Here is a 23,232-nt window from a genome sequence, read left to right as displayed (position 1 = left end):
GGCGTACGTGGGGATCCCGGAAAGCGACCCGAGGGCGGGTCATGGGCGGCGAGCCACTGCCGTAGCATCGGGGCGGGCCCACAACGACGTGGGCTGTCCACTCCGCGTCCCTGAGGTAAGCGCGTTCGATGACATCTGTCGATCAGTCCCGGTCCGACATCATCAAGGCCACCAGCGAGAAGTCTCCGCCGGGCCCCGCCTCCCAGGTGTGCGAGACCTACTTCCGCCACCTCGACGACGACGAGCTGCGCACGGCGGGCCCCGAGCACCTCAGCGGCATCGTCCGTAGCCACGTCTCGCTCGCCCAGCAGCGCGGCGACGGCGAGGCCAAGGTGCGCGTCTTCCGCCCCACCCGCGGCACCGACGGCTGGACCAACTCCTACGCCGTGCTCGAGGTCGTCACCGACGACATGCCCTTCCTCGTCGACTCGGTGATGGCCGAGCTGACCCGGCACGACCGCGACGTGCGCCTGCTCGTCCACCCGCAGCTGCGGGTGCGGCGCGGCCCGACCGGCGAGCTGCTCGAGATCGACCCCGCGACCGACGGTGACGACACCGGGGTGCGCGAGGAGTCGTGGATCCACATGGAGATCGACCTCGCGCTCAACGACGAGGCCGACGAGCGCCTCGAGCGCGACCTGCGCCGCGTGCTCGGCGACGTGCGCGAGGCCGTCGAGGACTGGCCCAAGATGCGCGCGGCCTCGCTGTCGATCGTCGAGGACCTGGGCGAGCACCCGCCGCGCGAGGTGCCGCAGGACATCACCGACCGCACCCAGGAGTTCCTGCGCTGGCTGGCCGACAACCACTTCACGTTCCTCGGCTACAAGGAGTACGTCCTCGACGTCGTCGACGGCGAGGACGTGCTGCGGTCGGTGCCCGGCACCGGCCTGGGGGTGCTGCGCTGGGACGGCGCCAACAAGTCGCAGAGCTTCAGCCGGCTCACCGGTGAGGCCCGCGCCCGCGCCCGCGAGCCCGAGCTGCTGATCCTCACCAAGGCCAACTCGCGGGCCACCGTGCACCGCCCGGCCTACCTCGACTACGTCGGCATCAAGACGTTCGACGAGGCCGGCCGGGTCGTCGGTGAGAAGCGCTTCCTCGGCCTCTACACCTCGACGGCCTACACCGACCCCGTACGCCGGGTGCCGGTCGTGCGCGAGCGCGTCGACAAGGTGCTCGCCCGCAGCGGGTTCGACCCGCACAGCCACTCCGGCAAGGACCTCATGCAGGTGCTGGAGACCTATCCGCGCGACGAGCTGCTGCAGACCTCCTCCGAGCAGCTGCACCGGATGGCCACCGGCGTGGCGCGGCTCGGCGAGCGGCGGCAGTCGCGGCTGTTCCTGCGCCGGGACGACTACGGCCGGTTCGTCTCGGCGATGGTCTATATCCCGCGCGACCGCTACAACACCGCCGCCCGGCTGCGCATGGAGCAGATCCTGCGCGACGCGTACGACGCCGAGAGCGTCGACTACACCACGTCGGTCGGCGAATCCTCTTTAGCCCGACTGCACTTCGTCGTCCGGGTGAAGCCTGGCACCTCGATCGACGAGGTCGACGAGAGCAAGCTGCAGGACAAGATCATCGAGGCCACCCACTCCTGGAGCGAGCGGCTGGCCGAGCAGTCGCGCAAGGAGGACGGCGACGACGCCGCGGCCCGCATGACCTCGCTGTACTCCCGGGCGTTCCCCGAGGCTTACAAGGAGGACTTCTCCCCGCGCCAGGGCGTGGCCGACCTCAAGCGGCTCGAGGCGCTGCAGGGCGCTGACGACACGCTGCTCACGCTCTACCGCGAGCCGGGCGCCGACGAGCGCGAGCGGCGGTTCAAGCTGTTCCGTCGCTCGCCGCTGATCCTCACCGACGTGATGCCGGTGTTCACCGACCTCGGCGTCTCGGTCACCGACGAGCGGCCGTACGAGATGAAGCGCGCCGACGGCGAGACGGTCTTCATCTACGACTTCGGCCTGCGGGCGCGCGACGCGCGCGTGTGGGGCTCCGGCGAGCAGGGCGTCGCGGCGATCCGCGAGGTGTTCCAGGACGCCTTCTCCGCGGTCTGGGAGGGCCGGGCGGAGAGCGACCGGTTCAACGAGCTGGTGCTCGCCGGCGGGCTGACCTGGCGGCAGGTCGTCATCCTGCGCGCGGTCGCGAAGTACCTGCGCCAGATCGGCAGCACGTTCAGCGACAACTACCTCATCGAGGCGCTCACCTCCAACCTCGACCTGGCCCGCGCGCTGGTCGAGCTGTTCGAGACCCGCTTCGACCCCGAGCGCCCCGACCAGGGCCGCGACGACGCCGAGCAGCAGGTGCTCGACCGCATCGACGCCGCGCTCGACGACGTCGCGAGCCTCGACCACGACCGGATCATCCGCTCGTTCGTCGGCGTCATCCGAGCGACGTTGCGCACCAACGCTTTTCAGGCCGACGGCGACGGGACGCACCGTCCGGTCGTCAGCTTCAAGATCGACTGCAAGGCCGTCCCGGGGCTGCCCAGCCCGAAGCCGATGTTCGAGATCTGGGTCTACAGCCCCCGGGTCGAGGGCGTGCACCTGCGTTTCGGCAAGGTCGCGCGCGGCGGTCTGCGCTGGAGCGACCGGCGCGAGGACTTCCGCACCGAGATCCTGGGCCTCGTCAAGGCGCAGATGGTCAAGAACGCCGTCATCGTGCCGACCGGCTCCAAGGGCGGCTTCGTCGCCAAGCAGCTGCCCGACGCCAGCGACCGCGAGGCCTGGCAGGCCGAGGGGATCGAGGCCTACAAGGGGTTCATCTCCGGCCTGCTCGACGTGACCGACAACCTGGTGTCCGGCGAGGTCGTACCCCCCGAGCAGGTCGTGCGCCACGACCCCGACGACACCTACCTCGTCGTCGCCGCCGACAAGGGCACCGCGACCTTCTCCGACATCGCCAACGGCGTCGCCCAGGACTACGGCTTCTGGCTCGACGACGCGTTCGCCAGCGGCGGCTCGGCCGGCTACGACCACAAGGCCATGGGCATCACCGCCCGCGGCGCGTGGGAGTCGGTCAAGCGGCACTTCCGCGACATGGGCGTGGACTCCCAGACCGAGGACTTCACCGCGGTCGGCGTCGGAGACATGAGCGGCGACGTGTTCGGCAACGGCATGCTGCTGTCGGAGCACATCCGGCTGGTCGCGGCCTTCGACCACCGGCACATCTTCGTCGACCCCGACCCCGACGCGGCGACCTCGTTCGCCGAGCGGCGCCGGCTGTTCGACCTGCCGCGCAGCTCGTGGGCCGACTACGACGCGGACCTGATCTCCGAGGGCGGCGGCGTCTGGCCGCGCACCGCGAAGTCGATCCCGGTCAGCCCGCAGATGGTCACCGCGCTCGGGCTCGCCGAGGGCACCACCTCGATGACCCCGGCCGAGCTGATGAAGGCGGTGCTGCTGGCGCCGGTCGACCTGCTGTGGAACGGCGGCATCGGCACCTACGTGAAGTCGGCCGTCGAGAGCAACGACCAGATCGGCGACCGCGCCAACGACGCCATCCGCGTCGACGGGCGCGACCTGCGGGTCAAGGTCATCGGCGAGGGTGGCAACCTCGGCGCCAGCCAGCTCGGCCGCATCGAGGCCGCCCAGGCGGGCGTGCGCGTCAACACCGACGCCATCGACAACTCCGCCGGCGTCGACACCTCCGACCACGAGGTCAACATCAAGATCCTGCTCACCGAGCAGATGCGCTCGGGCGAGCTGTCGCTGGAGCAGCGCAACGAGCTGCTGGAGTCGATGACCGACGAGGTCGCCGTGCAGGTGCTGCGCGACAACTACGAGCAGAACACCCTGCTCGGCAACGCGCGCGCCCAGGAGGGCGCCATGGTCACCGTGCACCAGCGGTTGATCCACTGGCTGGAGGAGCGCGGCGAGCTCGACCGCGAGCTGGAGTTCCTGCCCTCCGACGACGAGATCGCCGCCCGCGCGGCGCAGGGCAAGGGCCTCACCTCGCCCGAGCTGTCGGTGCTGCTGTCCTACGCCAAGCTGGCGCTCAAGGCCGACCTCGACGGCAGCGCGCTCACCTCCGACCCGTGGTTCGACCGCACCCTGGCGCACTACTTCCCCGAGCCGCTGCGCGAGCGTTACGCCGACGCGCTGCGCGAGCACCCGCTGCGCGACGACATCGTCGTCAACTCGGTCGTCAACTCGCTGGTCAACCGGGGCGGCATCACCTTCGCCTACCGGGCGCTCGAGGAGACCGCCGCCGACCCCGAGCAGGTGATGCGGGCGTACGTCGTGGCCCGGGAGGTCTTCGGCATGAGCGAGTTCGTCGCGCAGGTCGAGGCGCTCGACAACAAGGTCTCGACCCAGGCGCAGACCGAGCTCTACCTGGAGTTCCGCCGGCTCATCGACCGCGCCACCCGGTGGCTGCTGCACTCGCGGCCGGCCCACCTGGACGTCGGCAGCGAGATCGAGCGCTTCGGACCCGCGGTGCGCGAGCTCAGCCCGAAGGTGCCCGACATGCTCAGCGGGGCCGAGCGCGAGCGCTGGGAGCGGTCCGTCGAGCAGCTGCTGGGCGAGGGGTTGCCGCGCGAGCTCGCCGAGCGGGGCGCCGCCCTGCTCGACACGTTCTCGCTGCTGGACATCGTGGAGCAGGCACGCGAGCGCGAGGAGCCGGTCGCCGACGTGGCCGCGGTCTACTTCGTGCTCAGCGAGCGGCTCGGCATCGACCGGCTGCTCGGTGCCGTGTCGCAGCTGCCGCGCGAGGACCGCTGGGACTCCCTCGCCCGCGGCGCCGTGCGCGACGACCTCTACTCCGTGCTCGACAGCCTCACCGGCACGGTGCTCGCCGGCACCGAGCCCGGCACCGACGCACAGGCCCGGGTCGACGGCTGGTCCAGCGAGAACGAGGGCGCGATCGGCCGGGGCCAGCAGGCGCTCGACGGGCTCGCCGACCTGGAGGAGCCCACGCTCGCCGCGCTGTCGGTGGCGCTGCGCACCCTCCGCACCGTCATCCGCTCCGGCTCCGCGTCCTGATTCCTGGTTGTTTCGGCGAAGATGCGTCGCGGCGACGGTGCGCGAACGTCTCGGCGACGATGCCGGGCGGCGCGCAGCGAAGCAAGCGGCGCCCGGAGGAGGAGCTGCGACCAAAGAATCCGGCGGGGAGCTGAGACCGAAGAATTAGGCTCAGGTCATGCCGACGCTGGCTGATGTGCTCGACGAGCAGACCGGACTCGACGACGCAGCCACCGAGTGGCTGCACGACCTCGTCGGGGACTGGCAGCTGCTGTCGGACCTGTCGTTCGGCGACCTGGTGCTGTGGGTGCGCCGACCCGACGAGCAGTGGGTGGCCGCGGCGCACGTGCGCCCCACGACCGGGGTCGGGATCTTCGTCGACGACCTCGTCGGGCGGGTGGCCGACCACGAGCGGCTGCCGATGATCCAGCAGGCGTTCACCGAGCGCCGGCTGGTGCCGGGCGGGCACCCGGTCTGGCACGGTGACGCCCCGGTGCGCGAGGAGGCCATCCCGGTCCGCCCGCGCGGCGCGACCCAGCCCGTCGCCGTGGTGACCCGGCACACCAGCCACGCCTCGATGCGCACGCCGAGCCGGCTCGAGGTGACCTATCTCGCGACGGCCGACGCGCTCGTACGCATGATCGCCACCGGCGCCTTCCCCACCCAGGCCGGGCAGACCGGCCGGCGGCGCGGCGCGCCCCGGGTCGGTGACGGCGTGCTGCGGCTGGGGTCGGACGGCGCGGTGCTGTACGCCAGCCCCAACGCGGTCTCGGCCGTGCACCGGCTGGGCTACACCGGGGCGGTCGTCGGCGCGCGCCTCGCCGAGGTGCTGGCGCCGTTGGTCGACGGGCTCGACGAGGAGCAGGTGCCGGTGCTCAGCGGGCAGCTGCCGTGGGCGACCGAGGTGCGCAACCGCGGTGCGAGCATGACGGTGCGCTCGATCCCGCTGTCGGAGGCGGGACGGCGGACCGGTGCAGTGCTGCTGGTGCGCGACGTGGGGGAGCTGCGCCGCCGCGAGCGCGAGCTGCTGACCAAGGACGCCACGATCCGCGAGATCCACCACCGGGTGAAGAACAACCTGCAGGCGGTGGCGGCGGTGCTGCGGCTGCAGGGGCGGCGCCTCGCCGACCCGATGGCCCGGGCCGCGCTCGACGACGCCGGGCGCCGGGTCGCGACCATCGCGCTGGTGCACGACACGCTCAGCCACCGCCTCGACGACACGATCGACTTCGGGCTCATCGCCCAGCGCGGGCTGCAGGCCGCGATCGACGTGGCCAACCGCAGCGACGCGCGTGCCCGCGGCCGGTTGCGCGGGGCGTTCGGGCAGATGCGCAGCGACGACGCGACACCGCTCGCGATGGTGCTCGCCGAGCTGGTGCAGAACGCCGTCGAGCACGGGCTCGGCGAGGACGGCGGTGTCGTCGAGGTCGAGGCGCGGCGGCTCGCCGCGGACGGGAGCCCCGACCCGGCGGGGGAGCGGCTCGAGGTCGAGGTGCGCGACGGCGGGCCGGGCCTGCCGGCGGGGTTCGAGCCCGGCCAGGGCGGGCTCGGGCTGCGCATCGTGCTGTCGCTGGTCGATGACCTGGGCGGCGAGATCGCCTGGGCCGACGACCCCGCGGGCGGCACGGTGGTGCGCTTCCACGCGCGGCTGCGGCCGATGGAGCCGCTGGACCCCGAGGACGGGGCGGGCGAGGCGCCGTCCGACGACGACCCCGACGACGGCGACCGCGGCCGGGCATGACGAGGCCCCCGGAGCCGGTGGCTGCGGGGGCCTGTGAGAAGGTGCGGCTGTGGGTCAGCCGGCGCGGCGGGCCCGGGCGTTGCGGCGCTTGAGGGCGCGGCGCTCGTCCTCGGACAACCCGCCCCAGACCCCGGCGTCCTGACCGGTCTCCAGGGCCCACTTCAGGCAGGTGTCGATGACCTCGCAGCGTCGGCAGACGGCCTTGGCGTCCTCGACCTGCTGGATCGCGGGGCCGGTGTTCCCGATGGGGAAGAACAGCTCCGGGTCCTCCTCGAGGCAGGCAGCGCGGTCGCGCCAATCCATGCGTGGTGCTCCTCGTTCTTGAGTCGGTTGCGGCGGCAACGGTGCGCCACCAAGCAGTCGTGCAAGGGAAAGTCTCAGTCGGGACGGTACGCGTCCGGTAGACCTGCTGGGGCGAAGTCGCGCAGCATCTCCCGGCACAAACTGCTCATCCACTCTCACAGATCGTGAACGCCTTCACAAGGTGTTCACCTGAGATTTTCGATACCGAAGGGTGAGTCCTTGGTCACAGTGTTCACCAGGCGGACGGCGGTCGTACGCCCTCGTCTAACCTCGGGGCGTGACCGACCAGCCCGCAGTCCCCGACTCGACCGGCCGCACGGCGGCAGTGCTGATGGCGGCCCAGGGGTTGGTGCTGGTCGGGCTCGGCGTGGTGCTCGGGGTCGACCTGGCGCGCGGTGACGTCGGCGACGCCACCCAGGCCTGGACCGAGATCGCGCTGCTGGTCGTCTTCGCGGCCGGTGCGTTCGCCCTCGCGGCCGGGTTGCTCGGCGGCCGCGGCTGGGCCCGCACCCCGAGCCTGGTCTGGAACCTGATGCTGCTGCCGGTGGCGTTCTCCATGCTCGGCGCCGGCCAGATCCCGCTGGGGTCGGCGGTGCTGCTGCTCGCGCTGGTGACGATCGTGTTCGCCTGGCGCGCACCCTCGGTCGACCTCGAGGACGCCGAGGGCTGAGCGGCCCCGCCCGCTCGCCCCATGTGACCGGGCCCCCTGCGTCCGGGCGGTGCCGGCGCGCCTAACGTCGAGGGTGTAGGCGAACACCCCTCGACGAAGGAGACGAGATGAGCGCAGCACTGCTCCCCGCGCCCGACGACGACACCACGGGCCTGCAGGGCAAGCACCTGATCTACACCTACGCCAACGGCTGGCGCTACGAGCTGTTCGTGAAGAACGCCGGGGAGATCGACTACCGGATCCACTCCGGCGACGTCGCCGGCCGCTGGGTGAAGGGGCAGCCCGTCCAGCTGAGCCGGCTGGGCGAGCAGGTGTTCACGGTGTCCTGGAACGAGCCCACCGGGACCTGCGTCAGCCTCGTCGTCAACCTGGCCGACCGCTGGGTGCACGGGGCCATCTTCTTCGCCCAGTGGGTGCACCAGGACCCCGCGCGCACGGCGCTGTTCCAGAACGAGCACCTGGACGAGATGTACGCCCTGCGCGACCAGGGCCCGGTCGCGCCGCTGGAGCTGCTCGACGAGGCCGCCACGATCACCTTCGTCGAGCAGTGCGACGTCGACGACGACACCGTCATCGACCGCGCACCGAGCGAGCTGCCCGAGGGCTACGTCGACCGGACGAGCTGACCAGGCGTCGCGGCCGGTGCCCGGTCGGCCGTGGCGCGGTCGGCCGGGGCGCGGTGGCTACTGGGCCCGGGCCATCTTGCCGGCGAGCAGCTGGATGACGCCGGGGGAGACCTCGGTGCGGAACGCCTCGCGGGAGGCCTCGTAGGTCGGCTTGAGCCGGGTGAAGCCGATGCCGCTGAACCAGACCTCGGCCGCGAGGCCCGGCCGCTGCACGAGCACCCGGGTGGTGGTGCCGTCGGTGTAGGCCGAGGAGGCCCCGAGCACCCCGTTGCGGTAGAAGGTGTAGAGCCCCGGCCGTTCGCCCGACCGGGCGCGCTGCGCGGCGAGCGTGGAGGACCAGCTGCGCCCGACCGCGTCGGGGGCGCCGATGCTGCGGATGCTGACCACGAGGCGGCTGGCGTCCTCGGCGGGCTCGCCGCGCAGGGTCAGCGTGAGGGTGCAGGTGGCGTTGCGGGCGGTGCTGCCGCCCCCGGGCAGTTGCCCCGGCTGGCAGTCGGAGGCGCGCACGCCCGACAGGCCGGGGACGACCTGGGCGAGCTCGGTCTCGGTGAACAGCTGTCCGGCGTCGGGCCACGAGCTGTCCGGCGAGAGCCCGCCGGCGGGGGCGGGCTGCACGTCGAAGGCGCGCTCGACCTGCAGGTTGCGCGCGACCGGGGCGGGCGCGTCGGAGCCGAGCGCGGGCGGCGCGTAGGTCGTCGACGGGGCCGGCCGGACGCTGCTGCTCGCGCTGCCCGTCGGGCCGGTGCTCGACGTCGCGCCCGGGGCGGTGGACGCTCCGCCGGTCGCGGTGGCCGAGGCGCCGGGCGCCGACGTGGGGGTCGCGCCCGGGGCCGCGGGGGCGTTGGTCGAGATGCGGCTCGGCGTCGCCGCGGGCTGGGCCGAACCGGTCTGCGGAGAGCGCACGACGGCGTACGACGGCACGGCGACGAGCATGGCGGTCGCGGCGCCGGCGGCGACCGCGATCCGTCGGGATGAGGGCATCAGAACTTCCTGGGGAGGAGGGTCACGAACGTCTCGACCAGCGTTGGGAAGGCTTGGGTGCGCACCGCCTCGTTGTTCTTGGCGGGGTCGTCCTGGTTGAGCAGGTTGTCGTCCATCGACACGTCGAACCACGCTGCCACCTGGCCGTCGGAGACGACGAACGAGCCCAGCCCGCTCTGCCGCAGCAGGACCCGGCGGGCGCCGTAGGTGCCGTCGACGTAGAAGTTGTCGCCGGCGGCGTTCTCGCCGCGGTAGGTCTGGCGCACGCCGTCCCAGGACTTCACGACCTCGCTGTCGGCGCCGATGCCGCGCAGCTGCAGCCGGAAGCGGGCGGCGTCGGAGCCGATGACGCCGCGCTTGACCTCCCAGCTGCACTGGGTGTTCTTCGGGGTCAGGCCACCGACGCTGTTGTAGGTGCCGAACGCGCACAGCCGCGGGTTGCCCAGCGACAGGCTGGGGAAGATCCCCTTGAGCTGGTCGCTGTTGAGCAGGGTCTGGATGTCGGGCCAGGTGTTGGGGTCGACCATCGCCGACTTGCCGCCCTCGGGCAGGCTCACCTGGAGCGCATCGAGCTTTCCGACCTTGGCCTGCCCCCGGTCGCCGGTCTCGCCGGGCTTGTCGGACGGGTTGGCCGCGCCCGCGGTGGTCCAGGCGGTGGGGGCCTCGGTGGGCGTCTGCTGGGCCTGCTCGTCGCCGTCGCCGCAGGCGGTGAGCGCGACGGCCAGGGTCGCGGCCCCGGCGAGCAGACGCGTGGTGCGCGCGGCGCGGCGCCGGCTGCCCGTCATGTCGTCCTCCTCGGCCAGGAGGTCACCCCTGCGGTGCCCCCAGGTCAGTATGCCGTGAGCGGGCGACGATCCGGCCCCCTCCCCGTGCGGGTGTCGGGAGGCACCCGCCGCCCCCTCGCGCACTGGACCGGCGTCCGGCGTCTCCCTCCCCGCGCGGGTGTCCGGGCGGGGCGAGTTGCGTGCGGGCGTCGTGGACGTCACGGCGGCAGTGCCACCTGGACCTCCAGCGGGCGGCCTCGCTGCACCAGCACGCCGCGGCCCGGGAGCAGGCGCCGCGCGGCGGGCACCACGGTGCCGAGCAGGTCGCCGTCGTTGCGGCCGGGCTGGAGCAGCAGCCCGGTCTGCCGCCGGCGCAGGTCGTGGGCGACCCCGCGGAAGCCGGCCACCAGGTCGGCGGTGGTGCCGGCGACCAGCAGCGACCCGTGGCCCTGGGCGCACCAGGTGAGCCAGGTGCGTGCCAGCTCGTCGAGCGGGCCGTCGCCGAGCAGCTCGACGTCGTCGACGACCAGCGTCGCGGGCCGCTCGGTGAGCCGCTGCCACAGCGCGTCGGGGGAGTCGGCGTCGGCCGGCTCGATCCCCGGCGGCAGTCCGGTGGGGGCGCCCGCGCACCCGAGCCACAGCACCGGACCCTCGGCGCGCAGCTGGTGGGCCAGGGTGAGCAGCGCGTTGGTGCGCCCGCTGCGGGGCGGGCCGGCCACGAGCGCGACCCGGCCGTGCACGGGGTCGGGCGGCAGGCGTACGGGCTCGGCGTCGTCGCCACCCAGTCCCAGCAGCAGGCCGGGCGGGTGCTCGTGGTCCGTGGGCTCGGGCGCGGGCAGGTCGGCCCACGCCAGGCGGTCGGGCAGCCCGGAGAACCGGCGCGGGCGGAGCCGCTGCGGGGGCGGGGCGCTCGCGGCGACCCGGCGCAGCGCGGCCGACTGCTCGGCGCCGCCCGCACCCTCGGCGGGCGCGGCCACCTGCAGCTCGTGCGCGTCGGGCAGCACCAGCGCACGGCCGGGCGGCATCTCGCGGGGCACCTGGGTGGGCCGCAGGCCGGCCATCACGAGGTCCATCTCGTCGGCCATCCGCAGCACGAGGCGGTGGGTGATCGCCCCGGCCACCCGTCCGGACAGCGCCGCGCGCCCACCCGTCAGCAGGACCGCGACGCCGACGCCGGCGCCGTCGCGCAGCACCTGCACCACAGCGTCGACGACGGCCGGGTCGTGCAGCTCGTACTCCTCGTGGAAGGCGTCCCACCCGTCGAGCACGAGCAGGACGTAGGGGAGCGGGTCGCCCGCGCCGGGGTCGCGGCGCTGCTCGGCGAGGTCGCTGTGGTCGCCTGCCGCGAGCACCTGCTGGCGCCGGGTCACCTCCTCGGCGAGGAAGGCCAGCAGCCGGCCGGTCTGGGTGGGGTCCTGCCCGCCGACGACGGCGCCGACGTGGGGCAGCGCGGCGAGCGCGGACAGCGCCCCGGACGGGTCGATGGCATAGACGTGCAGGTCGTCCGGCGACCACGCGCTCGCGAGGCTCGCGCAGACGGTCCGGGCCGATGTCGTACGTCCGCTGCGGGGTCCGCCGACGACGGCCAGGTGGCCGCTGGGCAGGCTCCAGCCGAGCGTGGTCTGCGTCTGCTCGGCGGGGAGGTCGAGCAGGCCGAGGACCGCCACAGGGACGTCGGGGTCGGCCGGTGTGTCGCCGAGAACCTTTTCGGCACAGGTAGATTCGGACGCAGAGACGTGGGCGGGGAGCGTCGGCAGCCACGGCGACGGCTGGCGCGGGATGTCGTGGCTCGCGTCGTCGAGGAGGGTCACGAGCCGGCTTAGGTCGCTGTCGTCGACGGCGGCCGCGGGGGCCGGGGCGGCGCGCACGCGACCGGTGGCCGGATCGACGGGGAGCACCTGCACGGTGCGCCCCCGGTCGGCCGGGCCGCCGACGCGTGCGGTCTGCACCGCGACCGGCGGGGTCGAGCCGGTGCGCAGCAGCGCGCGGCCAGGGGTGTGCGTGCTGATCCGGGCCGCGTCCGGCGACTCGATGATGTCCTCGGAGTCGCCGGCCTCGCGCACCCGCAGCGCGATGCGCAGGTTGACGTTGGCCCGGATGTCGGCGGTGACGACGCCGGCCGGCCGCTGGGTCGCGAGCACCAGGTGGATGCCGAGGCTGCGACCGACCGCGGCGATGCGCACCAGCCCGTCGATGAAGTCGGGCAGCTCCTCGGCCAGCACCCGGAACTCGTCGATGACCAGGACCAGCCGGGGCACGGTGGCGTGGTCGCCGCGCAGGGCCTGGTAGTCCTCGAGGTCCTTGGCGCCGACCTCGCCGAGCAGCCGCTCGCGGCGCTTGATCTCGGCCTCGAGCGACTCCAGGGCTCTGCGGGTGAGGAAGGGGTCGAGGTCGGTGACCAGCCCGACGGTGTGCGGCAGGTCGATGCAGTCCTTGAACGCGGCGCCGCCCTTGTAGTCGACCAGCAGGAAGGTCAGCTCGTCGGGCCGGTTGCCGAGGGCCAGCGACGCGATGAGCGTCTGCAGCAGCTCGGACTTGCCCGAGCCGGTGGTGCCACCCACCAGCGCGTGCGGGCCGTCGCGCACCAGGTCGACGGTGACCGGACCGTCGGCGCCCAGGCCGAGCAGGATCTCGGTGGAGCGTGGCCGGGCGGCCCAGCGACGGCGTACGGCGGGGGCGGCGGGTGCCTCGTCGTGCAGGTCGAGCAGCCGCACCTGCGCGGGCGGCTCGCCACCGCGCGCGCCGGGGGTGGCGTCGATGAGCGGGCTCAGGGCGGCGGCGAGCTGGTCACGCCAACCAGGCGCGGGAAGATCTGGGACGCAACGGGATTCGTCGTCACCGTGCAGCACCGCAGCCTCGCACGCGGAGTGGATGACCGCGGTGACCTCGCAGTCGGGCGGCAGCTCGGCGAGGGTGCTGCCGGTCGCGACGACGGCGACGCCGTGGTCGCGTCCGTGCTGCAGCAGGTCGTGCACGAGCGGACGGCGCCCGGGTCCGTCGCCGTCGAGCAGGACGACCGTGTGGATGGCCGGCGGTTGGTGGCTGCGCTCCTCGCGCTCGCGCGCCCAGGGAGCGAGCAGGGCGGTGGTGAGGTCGTCGTCGGGGTCGAGCACCGTCGGCGCCGACACGGGCTCGCTCCGCAGCTGGGGGAGCCAGGTGAGCCAGCCCCAGCGGCCGCGCGCGCCGGGGCGCTCGGTGAGCACCAGGATGCGCAGCAGGGCAGGGGAGTGGGTGGCCACGAGCTGCCCGAGGAGGCCGTCGACGGCGCGGCCGAGCAGGTCGACCGGGGCGGCCAGGCCGACCACCCGGTGGTCGGGGATCGGGACGGTGATCGGGCACTCGGCGAGGTCGTGCGTCTCGCGGGAGCCGTCGGTGGCGCGCACGGTCACCGACGAGCGCAGGCTGCCGGTGCCGACCCGCCACAGCAGGTGGTCGGGGTCGCCCGGGCGACGAGCCCAGCACCGACCCTCGCGGGCCTGGGCGAGCAGCTCGGCGAGGTCGGGTGCGAGGCGCCGCCGGTCGCGCAGCTCGCGATCGAGGTGCTCGCGCACCTTGCGCTCGAGAACCTCTGTGCGCGAACGGAACTCGGCGCGCTGGGCTCGGCGTGAGCGGCGTCCGGTGCGGTGGTCGTGGAGGTACTGCCCGAGCATCATCAACGGGCTGAAGGCGGCGAACGCGAGGAACATCGGGCTCCGCAGGACCAGGGCCAGCACGAGGGCGGCCGGGATCGGCAGCAGCAGCATCAACCAGGGCAGCGAGAACTCGTGGTCATGCGGCGGGTGCGGCCGGTCGAGCTCGTGGCTGGTCAGCTCCGGGACCTGGCGCGGCGGGCGCGACAGCGCGAGCCGGCCGGCTCGCGTCGGCAGCGGCCGAGGGCTCGTCGGCGCGGTGAGCCTGCTGACCGTGCTCCCGGTGCGCAGCCGGTGACCGGCCTGCAGCTCGCGCGGTGCCTCGCGCACCGGGCGGCCGTCCACGGCGGTGCCGTTGGTCGAGCCGAGGTCGTGCACCTGCACCCGTCCGTGATCGAGCTGCAGGCGCGCGTGCGCGCGGGACAGCGACGGGTCGAGCAGCGGGATGTCGCACGCGGGGTCGCGACCCAGCACCCCGCCGGCGGTCAGCGGGTGCAGCGAGCCGGCCACCGGCCCCTCGGCGACCGCGAGCTCCAGCAGCGGGCGGCGCCCGGCCGCTGACGGGCGGTCGGTGAGCTGGGTCGCGTGGAGCAGCGGTGACCGGCCGAGCAGGTGGGCGTCGTCGACCTCGGTGGCGCCGGCGTACAGCGGGGTGGCGGGCCAGCGGACCGGCAGCAGCGGACGGACCTCGCCGAACGTGGTGGCGCTGTCGCCGGTGACCACGACGCTCGTCGGCTCGCCGCCGGACGTCGGGACGAGCGTGAGCGCGATGCTGATCGGCTCCGGTCGTGCGGGGTTGGTGCTCACGGCCGGAGTATGCGGCGGGAGCGGGGCTGCTCGCCGGGAGCGCGGGGCGCGCCTGTGGACAAGGCGGCCACTGACGCACCCGTAGGTATGGAGTTGTTAAAGATTGCTGTGGATACCGCCACAGCCCCTCCCGGTTGGCTTTCATGACTCCTCGTGCCGGGTCATCCGGCCCGGGAGTCGCCGTCGGGGGTCGGCGCCTCTCGTCGCAGAGGGACGAGGCAGGGGTATGGAGGGCATCCACGTCATCGAGGGCGAGGTCCGCGAGCTGATCCGTCGGCAGCGGCTCGATCCCGCGAGCGACCGTGACGTGCTGCAGGGTCTGGTCGACGACGTCGTGCGCGACTACGAGGAGCGCTCGCTGCACGGCGGCCTGGCGCCGCTCGGCGACCGGGACGCCGCCACGCGCTCGGTGCTCGACGCCGTGGCCGGGCTCGGCCCGCTGCAGCAGTACCTCGACGACCCCACGATCGAGGAGATCTGGATCAACGAGCCGGCGCGCGTGTTCGTCGCCCGGTCCGGGGTCCCCGAGCTCACGCCGACCATCCTCACCGAGGAGCAGGTCAAGACCCTCGTCGAGCGGATGCTCAAGCCGTCCGGGCGCCGCGTCGACCTCAGCTCGCCGTTCGTCGACGCGGCCCTGCCCGACGGCTCGCGGCTGCACGTCGCGATCCCCGACGTCACCCGGCAGCAGTGGCTGGTCAACATCCGCAAGTTCGTCGTGCGGGCGCACACCCTCGACGACCTGGTGTCGATGGGCAGCATGCCGCAGCAGGCGGCGCGCTTCCTGTCGGCCGCGATCGCCTCGGGGCTCAACGTGCTGGTCTCCGGCGGCACCCAGGCCGGCAAGACGACCATGCTCAACTGCCTCGCCTCGGCGATCCCCTCGCACGAGCGGGTCGTGAGCTGCGAGGAGGTCTTCGAGCTCAAGCTGCCGCTGCGCGACTGGGCCGCGCTGCAGTGCCGGCAGGCCAGCCTGGAGGGCACCGGTGAGATCCCGCTGCGGCGGCTGGTCAAGGAGGCGCTGCGCATGCGGCCCTCGCGCGTCATCGTCGGCGAGGTGCGCCAGGAGGAGAGCCTCGACCTGCTGATCGCGCTCAACAGCGGACTGCCCGGCATGTGCACCATCCACGCCAACAGCGCGCGCGAGGCCGTCATCAAGATGTGCACGCTGCCGCTGCTCGCCGGCTCCAACGTGAGCAGCACGTTCGTCGTCCCGACCGTGGCCAGCGCGATCGACGTGGTGGTGCACGTGGTGCTCGAGCGCGACGGCCGCCGCCGGGTGCGCGAGATCGTCGCCCTGCCCGGTCGCGCCGAGGGCGACGTCGTCGAGCTGTCCGACCTGTTCGTCTCACGCGGCCGGTCGCTCGAGCGTGGCGACGGGTTCCCGCCCCACGTCGAGCAGTTCGAGCGCGCGGGCTTCGACGTCAACGAGCTGCTCGGGAGCCACGGATGACCGGCACAGCCCTCGGGCTCACGCTCGGGCTGGGGCTGTTCTGCGTCTGGTGGTCGTTCTGGCCGCGCACCGAGGAGCCGGTCGACGCCGGCCGGCCCAGCCGCGCCGACCGGTTGCGCGACGACATCGCCCAGGCCGGGTGGTCCGCCGTCACCGTCGGCCGGCTGCTCACCGCGTGCGTGCTGCTCGGCGTCTGCGGCGGGCTGCTCGTGCTCGGCCTGACGCGCGTACCGGCCCTCGGTCTGCTCGCGGCCGGCGGTGCCGGTTACGCCCCGATCGCGCTGCTGCGGGCGCGCGCCCGGCGGCGGCGCAAGCAGCTGCGCGACGTCTGGCCCGACGTGGTCGACCACATCGCCTCGGCCGTGCGCGCCGGCCTGGCTCTCCCCGAGTCGCTGGCCCAGCTGTCGGTGCGCGGACCGGAGGAGCTGCGCCCGGTCTTCGCCGACTTCGCGCAGGACTACCGCACCACCGGCCGGTTCCACGACTGCCTCGACGCGCTGAAGACCCGGCTGAGCGACCCGGTGGCCGACCGGCTCATCGAGTCGCTGCGCATCGCCCGCGAGGTCGGCGGCACCGACCTCGGCCGGCTGCTGCGGACCCTGTCGACCTTCCTGCGCGAGGACGCGCGCACCCGCGCCGAGCTCGAGGCCCGCCAGAGCTGGACGGTCAACGCCGCGCGGCTGGCGCTGTGCGCCCCGTGGATCGTGCTGCTCATGCTGGCGACCAACGGCCAGTCGCTCGACGCCTACCGCACGCCCGCCGGGGTGCTGGTGCTGGCGTTCGGGGGAGCGGTCTCGCTGCTGGCCTACCGGATCATGCGCCGCATCGGCCGGCTGCCCGAAGAAGTCCGGATCATGCGATGAGCCTCGAAGCGCTCACCTGGAGCTGGCCCGGTGCCGTGCTCGGTGCGGTCGTCGGCGTTGGGCTGCTGCTCGTGCTGCGCGGGATCCCGGCCGGGCGACGCCCCGACCTCGCCGACCGGGTGGGGCCCTACGTCAGCGACAAGCCGCGTCCCTCGCGGCTGCTGCAGCCGACCGCCGACCTCAGCGTGCACCGGTTGCTGCGGCCGGTCCTCGGCCGGCTCGGCGCGCTGGTCGACCACCTGCTCGGTGGCGCCACGTCCGTACGCCGGCGACTGGAGCGGGCCGGGCAGCCCACCGACGTCGAGGGGTTCCGTGCCCAGCAGGCCCTGTGGGGAGTGCTCGCCGGCCTGGGCGGCATCGTCTTCGCGACCACGCGGGTGCTGCGCTCGGGCACGTCGATCCCGGTGGCCGTGCTGCTCATCCTGCTGTCCGTCATGGCCGGCGTGGTGGCCAGGGACCAGAAGCTGACCCGCGACGCGCGTCGCCGAGAGGAGCGCATTCTCGCCGAGTTCCCTTCTGTCGCAGAGATGCTCGCGCTCGCGATCACCGCGGGCGAGGGCGCGGCGGCCGCCCTCGAGCGGGTCACCAAGCTCAGCCGCGGTGAGCTGTCGGGCGAGCTCGGTCGCTGCCTGGCCGACGCCCGGGCCGGCGCCTCGCTGCCCGAGGCGCTGCAGGGGCTCGCCGACCGCACCGGCATCCCCAGCCTCGCCCGGTTCGTCGACGGCATCGTCGTGGCGGTCGAGCGCGGCACCCCGCTCGCCGACGTGATGCGTGCCCAGGCCCAGGACGCGCGCGACGCGGGCAAGCAGCTGCTGCTCGAGGAGGGCGGCCGTCGTGAGATCGCGATGATGGTCCCGGTCGTCTTCCTCGTGCTCCCCGTCACGATCCTCTTCGCCGTCTTCCCCGGCCTGTCCGTCCTCCAGCTCGGAGGCCCCTGATGTCCGAAACCGCCTGTCACCTCACGAGATTCGTGAACCGTCACCAGAGGAGAAGAACACCATGACGACCAACCAGACGCTTGCCCGCCGGGTGCTGCGCGCCATGGTCGGCGCCCAGCACCGGCTCACCGCTCAGCGCGACCGCGGCGACGTGCCCGGCTGGGTGCTCATCACACTCATGACCGCCGGCATCGTGACGCTGCTGTGGAGCGTCGCCGGGCCCGCGCTGCGCGACATGTTCACCCAGGCGATCAACGGGGTCAGCGGTCCGTGATCCGGCCTCCCGGGCGACCGGGAGGCCGCCGGCGCGGTGACGAGGGGTCGGCCGTGGCGGAGTACGCCATGGTCAGCGTCCTGGTGATCGTGCTGTTCCTCGCCGCGTTCCAGCTCGGCTTCGCGCTGCACGTGCGCAACACGCTCATCGCGCACGCAGCCGAGGGCGCTCGCTACGGCGCCCGCGCCGACAGCTCGCCCGCGGCCGGGGCCGACCGCACCCGCGCCCTGATCCGCACCAGCCTGCGCGACTCCTACGCGCGCGACGTCAGCGCCGCCCGCGGCAGCGAGGGCGGGGTGGCGGTGGTGCGCGTGCAGGTCGTCGCGCCGCTGCCGATCATCGGTCCGTTCGGTCCGGGGCGCGAGCTCACGGTGAGCGGCCGTGCCTACGCGGAGGACCAGTGACCGTGCTGGCTGCAACGCTCCTGCAGCGGCTGCGCCGCCGCCGGCGCGAGCGGGGGAGCGCGATCGTCGAGTTCGTCTTCCTCGGGGTGCTGGTGACCCTTCCGGTCTTCTACCTCGTCGTCGCGCTGGCCCGGCTCCAGGCCGGTGCCTATGCCGTGTCGGCCGCCAGCCGCGAGGCCGGGCGGACGTTCGTGACCGCCGAGTCCTCGGGTGCGGCCCCCGCGCGGGCCCGGTCCGCGGCCGCCATCGCGTTCGCCGACCAGGGCTTCCCGGGCCAGGGGCAGGTGGCGATCACCTGCAGCGCTGCCCCGTGCCTGACCCGCGACGCGCAGGTGGGCACCCAGGCCACGCTCGAGGTGCCGCTGCCGTTCGTCCCGGGGTTCGTGTCCGACGTGGTGCCGACCGCCATCACCGTGACCGCCCGCCACGTGGAGTCGGTCGACCGGTTCGGAGAGCAACCGTGACCTCGAGAAGCTCTGTGGCACAACGAGATCCGGGGACCAGCCGCCGTCGTCGTGCATGGCGGGGGCGCGACGACGGCCGGATCTCGGTGCTCATCGCCGGCCTCCTCGGCATCCTGGCGCTGCTGATCCTCGGGGCGGTCGACGTGACCGCCGTGCAGCTCGCGCGGATGCGGATCATCGACGCCGCCGACTCCGCGGCGTCCGACGCGGCCGACGCGATCGACGAGGGCGCGATCTACGGCCGCGGGGTCGGGCAGGAGCTCACGCTCACCGACGGCTCGGTGCAGCAGGTGGCCGGCACCAACCTGGGGCGGCAGACCCTGCCCACCCACGTCACGTCGTGGGGACTGCAGCCGGGCACGGGCAGTCCCGACGGGCGTACGGCGGTGGTGATCCTGCGTGGCAACGTCGACCCGCCGATCACCGGCGGTCTGCTCGGTTTCCTCGGCGACGTGCCGGTGACCGTGGAGTCGCGCGCCCGCGCCGACGTCTCACCCTGAGCCGGCGGCCCCGCACGTCGAGCCCGGAGTCCGAGCTCCGAGCCCGGAGCCCCAGCGCCCGCGTCCGGCAGCACCGGCTCAGGAGGCGGGGGCGCGCAGCCGCGGCACCACCGAGTGCGGGTCGGTCGACAGGCGGTGCCAGAAGTCGTCGATCGCGAGCACCGCGGCGCCCGTGGCCACCACCCGGCCGCCCAGCGTCGAGGCGACGATGGTCGCCGGGTGCACCGCGTTCTCCGGGAGGTCGGGCAGGTGCCGGCGCACGGCCTCGAGCAGGCCGGGCGCGTTCGCCACGGCACCGCTGATCACGATCGTGCCGGGGTCCAGCAGCAGCTGGAGCACGACGATCAGCCGGGCGATCGGCTCTGCCGCCTCGTCCATGACCTCGCGGGCGAGCGGGTCGCCCGCCGCGGCCGCGTCGAAGACGTGCTTGCCGGTCAACTGCGCCGGGTCGCCGTCGCACCGCGCCAGCAGGTCCGCGCTGCGCTCCGGTGACGCCGAGGCCAGCGCGCCGAGCGCGGCCTCGCGGGCGAGCGTGCCCACGCCGTACGCCCCGGGCACCCGCTCCAGCAACGTCGCGAACGACAGCTCGCCCGTGGCACCCGTGGCACCCCGCACGAGGCGGCGGTCGACCATGATCCCGGCGCCGAGCCGCTCGCCGGCGAGGATCGCGACGAGGTGCTGGGCGTCCTGCGCGGCCCCGCGGCGCAGCTCGGCCAGGGCGGCCAGGTTGGCGTCGTTCTCCACGAGCACCGTCCACCCGGAGTCCCTGGTGATCTCGGCGGCGACGTCGAGCTCGGGGAGGTCGGCGAGATAGCCGCCGGTCGCCGCGAGCCGGCCGTCGGGCCGCACCGGCGCGGGCAGGCCGACGCCGACCGTCAGCACCGCGTCGCGGGTGATGCCGGCGGCCCCGAGCGCCTCGTCGATGCACGCGTGGGCCGCCGCGATCCGCTCGCGGGCGGGCGTGTCGTACGTCAGTCCCTCGGTCTGCGCCTCGCCCCGCGTCTCCCCGCGCAGGTCGGTGACCACCACCCGGACCGAGGCCACGCCGAGGTCCACGCCCACGAGGTGCGCGGCCCGGGTGTTCAGGGCGAACGAGCGCGGACGCCGCCCGCGGGTGGCGGGCAGGACGCGTGGCTCGACCTCGCGCACCAGGTTGGCCTCGGTCAGCTGGTCGCACACCGCGTGCACCGTGGGGCGGGACAGCTCGGTGCGCTCCATCAGCTCGCTGACGGTGGGTTCGTCCAGCGCGTGCAGGGCGCGCAGCACCGCGACCTGGTTGGCCAGCCGGGCCGCGGGGCCGGGCGCGTGACTGGGCATTCAAGACTCCTCTTGACAGGGCGGCGATGTGACCCGAATCATAGCAAGCACCTTTACTTAAGCACCTTTCCTAAATGGGTGCTCGCACCAGCGGCGAGACCGAGCGAGGGATCCGGCATGGCCAACGTCGTCTTCGACCAAGCGACCCTGCAATATCCGAGCCTGGACGCACCGACCATCGACGGCCTCGACCTGCAGGTCGAGGACGGTGAGTTCGTCTGCGTCGTCGGCCCGTCCGGCTGCGGCAAGAGCACCACGATCCGGATGCTCGCCGGCCTGGAGTTCATCACCGGCGGCCGCGTCTACATCGGCGGCGAGGACGTCTCGGCCGTGGCGCCGCGCGACCGCGACATCGCCATGGTCTTCCAGAACTACGCGCTCTACCCGCACATGAGCGTCGCCGACAACATCGGCTTCCACCTGCGTCTGAACAAGACGCCCAAGGAGGAGATCCGTCGCCGGGTGCGCGAGGCCGCCGCGCTGCTGGACCTCGAGGAGTTCCTGGACCGCAAGCCCGCCAACCTCTCCGGCGGCCAGCGCCAGCGCGTCGCGATGGGCCGGGCCATCGTGCGCCACCCGAAGGTCTTCCTCATGGACGAGCCGCTGTCCAACCTCGACGCCAAGCTGCGGGTGCAGACGCGCACCCAGATCTCCGAGCTGCAGCGCCGCCTCGGCGTCACGACGATGTACGTCACCCACGACCAGGTGGAGGCCATGACCATGGCCGACCGCATCGCCGTGCTGCGGGCCGGCGTCCTGCAGCAGTACGCCCCGCCCGAGGAGATGTACGCCCGCCCCGCCAACGTCTTCGTGGCCGGGTTCATCGGGTCCCCGTCGATGAACCTGCTGACCGCCCCGGTCGGGGCGCAGGGCCAGGTGCGCTACGGCACCTTCGACATCCAGCTCACCCGCACCCAGCAGGCGGCGCTGACGAGCGACCGGGTCGTCGTCGGCAGCCGGCCCGAGGGCTTCCGCGTGCTCGGCCACGGGGAGCCCGGCGTGCACGCCCGGGTCGACGTGGTCGAGAACCTCGGCAACGACGTCTACATCTACCTGTCCACCGAGGAGGCCGAGCCCAAGAAGATCACCGTGCGCCGCCCGGCCGGCGCCCGGCACACGGTGGGCGAGGGCATCACGCTGCGCCCGGCCCGCTCGGCCATGCACCTGTTCGACGCCGAGACCGGCGAGCGGCTGCCCGACTACGACGGTGACCGCGAGGTCGTGGCCGCCGGCGCGGAGGCGGTCTGAGATGCCCGCCCTGGTGGACCGTCGCACGCTGCTGCGCGGTGCCGGCGCGCTGGCCGTCGCGGCCGCGGGCACGGGCGGACTGGCCGGGTGCGGCTCGTCCGACGGACGGACGACCGTGCGCTTCGCAGCCAACAAGCGCGAGACCATCACCTACTTCCAGCGGGTGACCGAGGGCTTCAACCGCAGCCAGTCGCGGGTCACCGCCGAGCTGGAGAACAACGACAACACCCGGGTCATCGCCGACTTCGTGCGCAGCTCCCCGGTGGCGGTCGGCATCAACGGTTTCGACATCACCTTCGGCGGTTACATGCGCCGCGGCGTGCTCGCCGACCAGCGCGACAACCCGGTGCTCGACACGATCCGGCCGGACATGGTCGAGTTCGTCCAGGCGTACGGCACCTATCAGAACCAGATCGGCGCGGTCCCCTACTCCATCGCCGGGCAGGGCGTGCTCTACAACCGTGACCTGTTCGCCCGCGCGGGCGTGCGGGTGCCGACCACCTGGAGCGAGTTCCTGCAGGTCTGCCGGCGGCTGCAGTCGCGCGGCATCACCCCGCTGCTCGGCACGTTCGCCGACGACTGGACGCTCGGCCAGGGCATGTTCAACTACTCCGTCGTCGGGATGCTCGACGTCGCGAAGTTCTTCCGCGACCTGGAGGCCGTCGGCGACGACCTCAGCCCCGCGTCGCCGCAGTCGTTCAGCAGCAACTTCCGCGAGCCGCTGGTGCAGATCAAGCAGCTGCTGCCCTTCTTCAACAGCAACGCCCGCACGATCGCGTACGACCAGGGCAACCGGGAGTTCGCCGCCGGCCGGGCGGCGATGATGTTCCAGGGGCCGTGGGCGTACGCCGGGGTGCTGGGCGCCAACCCGCAGTTCAAGGGCGGGATGTTCCCGCTGCCGATGACCGACGACCCCGCCGACACCACCGCGACGATCAACCTCGACCAGGTCGTGTGGACCCCGGCCTCGGCCACCGGCGCCGAGCGCGCGGGCGGGCTGGCGGTCATGGACTACCTCATGCGTCCCGAGATCGTGCACCGCTACAACGCCGACAACCTCGCGTTCTCGCCCGACAAGGCGGCCCCGGAGCAGTCCAGCCCGCTCGTCTCCGGGCTCAACCCGTACGTCCTCTCCGGCCGCTACTCCCAGGGCCCGGAGCTGTACATCCCGACCGCGATCCCCGCCCGCCGCTATCTGCAGGAATACATCTACGGCGGCGACGTCGAGACCTTCCTCGGAAAGCTCGACCGTGACTGGAAGCGGCTGGCCATCCGGCTGTCCGCCTGACCCGAGG

The 23,232-nt window shown here is 73.4% G+C and carries 18 protein-coding genes; 13 read left to right on the top strand and 5 right to left on the bottom strand.

Annotated elements, in window-relative coordinates; translation table 11 throughout:
- Positions 1 to 128 precede the first annotated feature (128 nt).
- Together FB554_RS10125 and FB554_RS10120 are read left to right on the top strand one after the other, a co-directional pair.
- Positions 129 to 4,976: an NAD-glutamate dehydrogenase gene (locus tag FB554_RS10125; protein ID WP_142005847.1), complete on the top strand. Its 4,848-nt coding sequence runs from the start codon at positions 129 to 131 to the stop codon at positions 4,974 to 4,976.
- 157 nt (positions 4,977 to 5,133) lie between these two features.
- Complete coding sequence (locus FB554_RS10120; RefSeq protein WP_142005846.1) at positions 5,134 to 6,696, top strand: sensor histidine kinase; 1,563 nt, start codon at positions 5,134 to 5,136, stop codon at positions 6,694 to 6,696.
- 54 nt (positions 6,697 to 6,750) lie between these two features.
- On the opposite strand, the gene FB554_RS10115 is transcribed toward FB554_RS10120, so the two are convergent.
- Positions 6,751 to 6,999 carry a WhiB family transcriptional regulator gene (locus FB554_RS10115; RefSeq protein ID WP_142005845.1) on the bottom strand — a complete coding sequence of 83 codons (249 nt, stop codon included), beginning with the start codon at positions 6,997 to 6,999 and terminating at the stop codon, positions 6,751 to 6,753.
- 277 nt (positions 7,000 to 7,276) lie between these two features.
- Here FB554_RS10115 and FB554_RS10110 point away from each other — a divergent pair, with 277 nt between their 5' ends.
- Complete coding sequence (locus tag FB554_RS10110; RefSeq protein WP_142005844.1) at positions 7,277 to 7,669, top strand: hypothetical protein; 393 nt, start codon at positions 7,277 to 7,279, stop codon at positions 7,667 to 7,669.
- A 107-nt stretch (positions 7,670 to 7,776) separates the two neighbouring features.
- A complete protein-coding gene (locus tag FB554_RS10105; protein WP_142005843.1) occupies positions 7,777 to 8,295 on the top strand; it encodes a phenolic acid decarboxylase in 519 nt (172 codons plus the stop codon).
- 57 nt (positions 8,296 to 8,352) lie between these two features.
- On the opposite strand, the gene FB554_RS10100 is transcribed toward FB554_RS10105, so the two are convergent.
- From FB554_RS10100 to FB554_RS10090, 3 genes are all read right to left on the bottom strand, one after another.
- Entirely contained in the window at positions 8,353 to 9,276 is a 924-nt protein-coding gene (locus tag FB554_RS10100) for a hypothetical protein (protein WP_142005842.1), read from the bottom strand.
- Entirely contained in the window at positions 9,276 to 10,061 is a 786-nt protein-coding gene (locus FB554_RS10095; protein WP_142005841.1) for a hypothetical protein, read from the bottom strand. The genes FB554_RS10100 and FB554_RS10095 overlap by 1 nt, the downstream gene beginning before the upstream one ends.
- Positions 10,062 to 10,258: 197 nt before the next feature.
- Positions 10,259 to 14,476, bottom strand: a complete 4,218-nt coding sequence (locus FB554_RS10090; RefSeq protein WP_142005840.1) for an FtsK/SpoIIIE domain-containing protein — start codon at positions 14,474 to 14,476, stop codon at positions 10,259 to 10,261.
- A gap of 226 nt (positions 14,477 to 14,702) precedes the next feature.
- On the opposite strand from FB554_RS10090, the gene FB554_RS10085 reads away from it, so the two are divergent.
- The 7 genes from FB554_RS10085 to FB554_RS10055 all read left to right on the top strand — a co-directional run bounded on the left by FB554_RS10085 (position 14,703) and on the right by FB554_RS10055 (position 19,372).
- Positions 14,703 to 15,929, top strand: coding sequence for a TadA family conjugal transfer-associated ATPase (locus FB554_RS10085; RefSeq protein WP_142005839.1), 1,227 nt, complete (start codon positions 14,703 to 14,705; stop codon positions 15,927 to 15,929).
- Positions 15,926 to 16,792, top strand: a complete 867-nt coding sequence (locus FB554_RS10080) for a type II secretion system F family protein (protein ID WP_142005838.1) — start codon at positions 15,926 to 15,928, stop codon at positions 16,790 to 16,792. The genes FB554_RS10085 and FB554_RS10080 overlap by 4 nt, the downstream gene beginning before the upstream one ends.
- Entirely contained in the window at positions 16,789 to 17,730 is a 942-nt protein-coding gene (locus tag FB554_RS10075) for a type II secretion system F family protein (protein WP_142005837.1), read from the top strand. Before FB554_RS10080 ends, FB554_RS10075 begins: the two co-directional genes overlap by 4 nt.
- Before the next feature lie 61 nt (positions 17,731 to 17,791).
- Positions 17,792 to 18,004: a hypothetical protein gene (locus FB554_RS10070; protein ID WP_142005836.1), complete on the top strand. Its 213-nt coding sequence runs from the start codon at positions 17,792 to 17,794 to the stop codon at positions 18,002 to 18,004.
- A gap of 53 nt (positions 18,005 to 18,057) precedes the next feature.
- Positions 18,058 to 18,408 (top strand): TadE family protein, encoded by a 351-nt coding sequence (locus FB554_RS10065; RefSeq protein WP_268885481.1) that lies wholly within the window; start codon positions 18,058 to 18,060, stop codon positions 18,406 to 18,408.
- 2 nt (positions 18,409 to 18,410) lie between these two features.
- Positions 18,411 to 18,872: a pilus assembly protein gene (locus FB554_RS10060; protein WP_142005835.1), complete on the top strand. Its 462-nt coding sequence runs from the start codon at positions 18,411 to 18,413 to the stop codon at positions 18,870 to 18,872.
- Positions 18,873 to 18,886: 14 nt separating this feature from the next.
- Positions 18,887 to 19,372: a pilus assembly protein TadG-related protein gene (locus FB554_RS10055; protein ID WP_142005834.1), complete on the top strand. Its 486-nt coding sequence runs from the start codon at positions 18,887 to 18,889 to the stop codon at positions 19,370 to 19,372.
- Positions 19,373 to 19,450: 78 nt separating this feature from the next.
- Here FB554_RS10055 and FB554_RS10050 read toward each other — a convergent pair whose 3' ends face one another.
- Positions 19,451 to 20,689, bottom strand: a complete 1,239-nt coding sequence (locus FB554_RS10050; protein WP_142005833.1) for an ROK family transcriptional regulator — start codon at positions 20,687 to 20,689, stop codon at positions 19,451 to 19,453.
- 117 nt (positions 20,690 to 20,806) lie between these two features.
- On the opposite strand from FB554_RS10050, the gene FB554_RS10045 reads away from it, so the two are divergent.
- Both FB554_RS10045 and FB554_RS10040 read left to right on the top strand, forming a co-directional pair.
- Positions 20,807 to 21,937 carry an ABC transporter ATP-binding protein gene (locus FB554_RS10045; protein WP_142005832.1) on the top strand — a complete coding sequence of 377 codons (1,131 nt, stop codon included), beginning with the start codon at positions 20,807 to 20,809 and terminating at the stop codon, positions 21,935 to 21,937.
- Position 21,938: 1 nt separating this feature from the next.
- On the top strand, positions 21,939 to 23,225 hold the full coding sequence (locus FB554_RS10040; protein WP_142005831.1) for an ABC transporter substrate-binding protein: 1,287 nt from the start codon (positions 21,939 to 21,941) through the stop codon (positions 23,223 to 23,225).
- Positions 23,226 to 23,232 lie beyond the last annotated feature (7 nt).

The organism is Barrientosiimonas humi, assembly GCF_006716095.1.
In the GTDB taxonomy this organism is placed as follows: Bacteria; Actinomycetota; Actinomycetes; order Actinomycetales; family Dermatophilaceae; genus Barrientosiimonas; species Barrientosiimonas humi.
The sequence above is the reverse complement of the archived record's forward strand: the minus strand, read 5'-3'. Positions and strand labels throughout refer to the sequence as shown.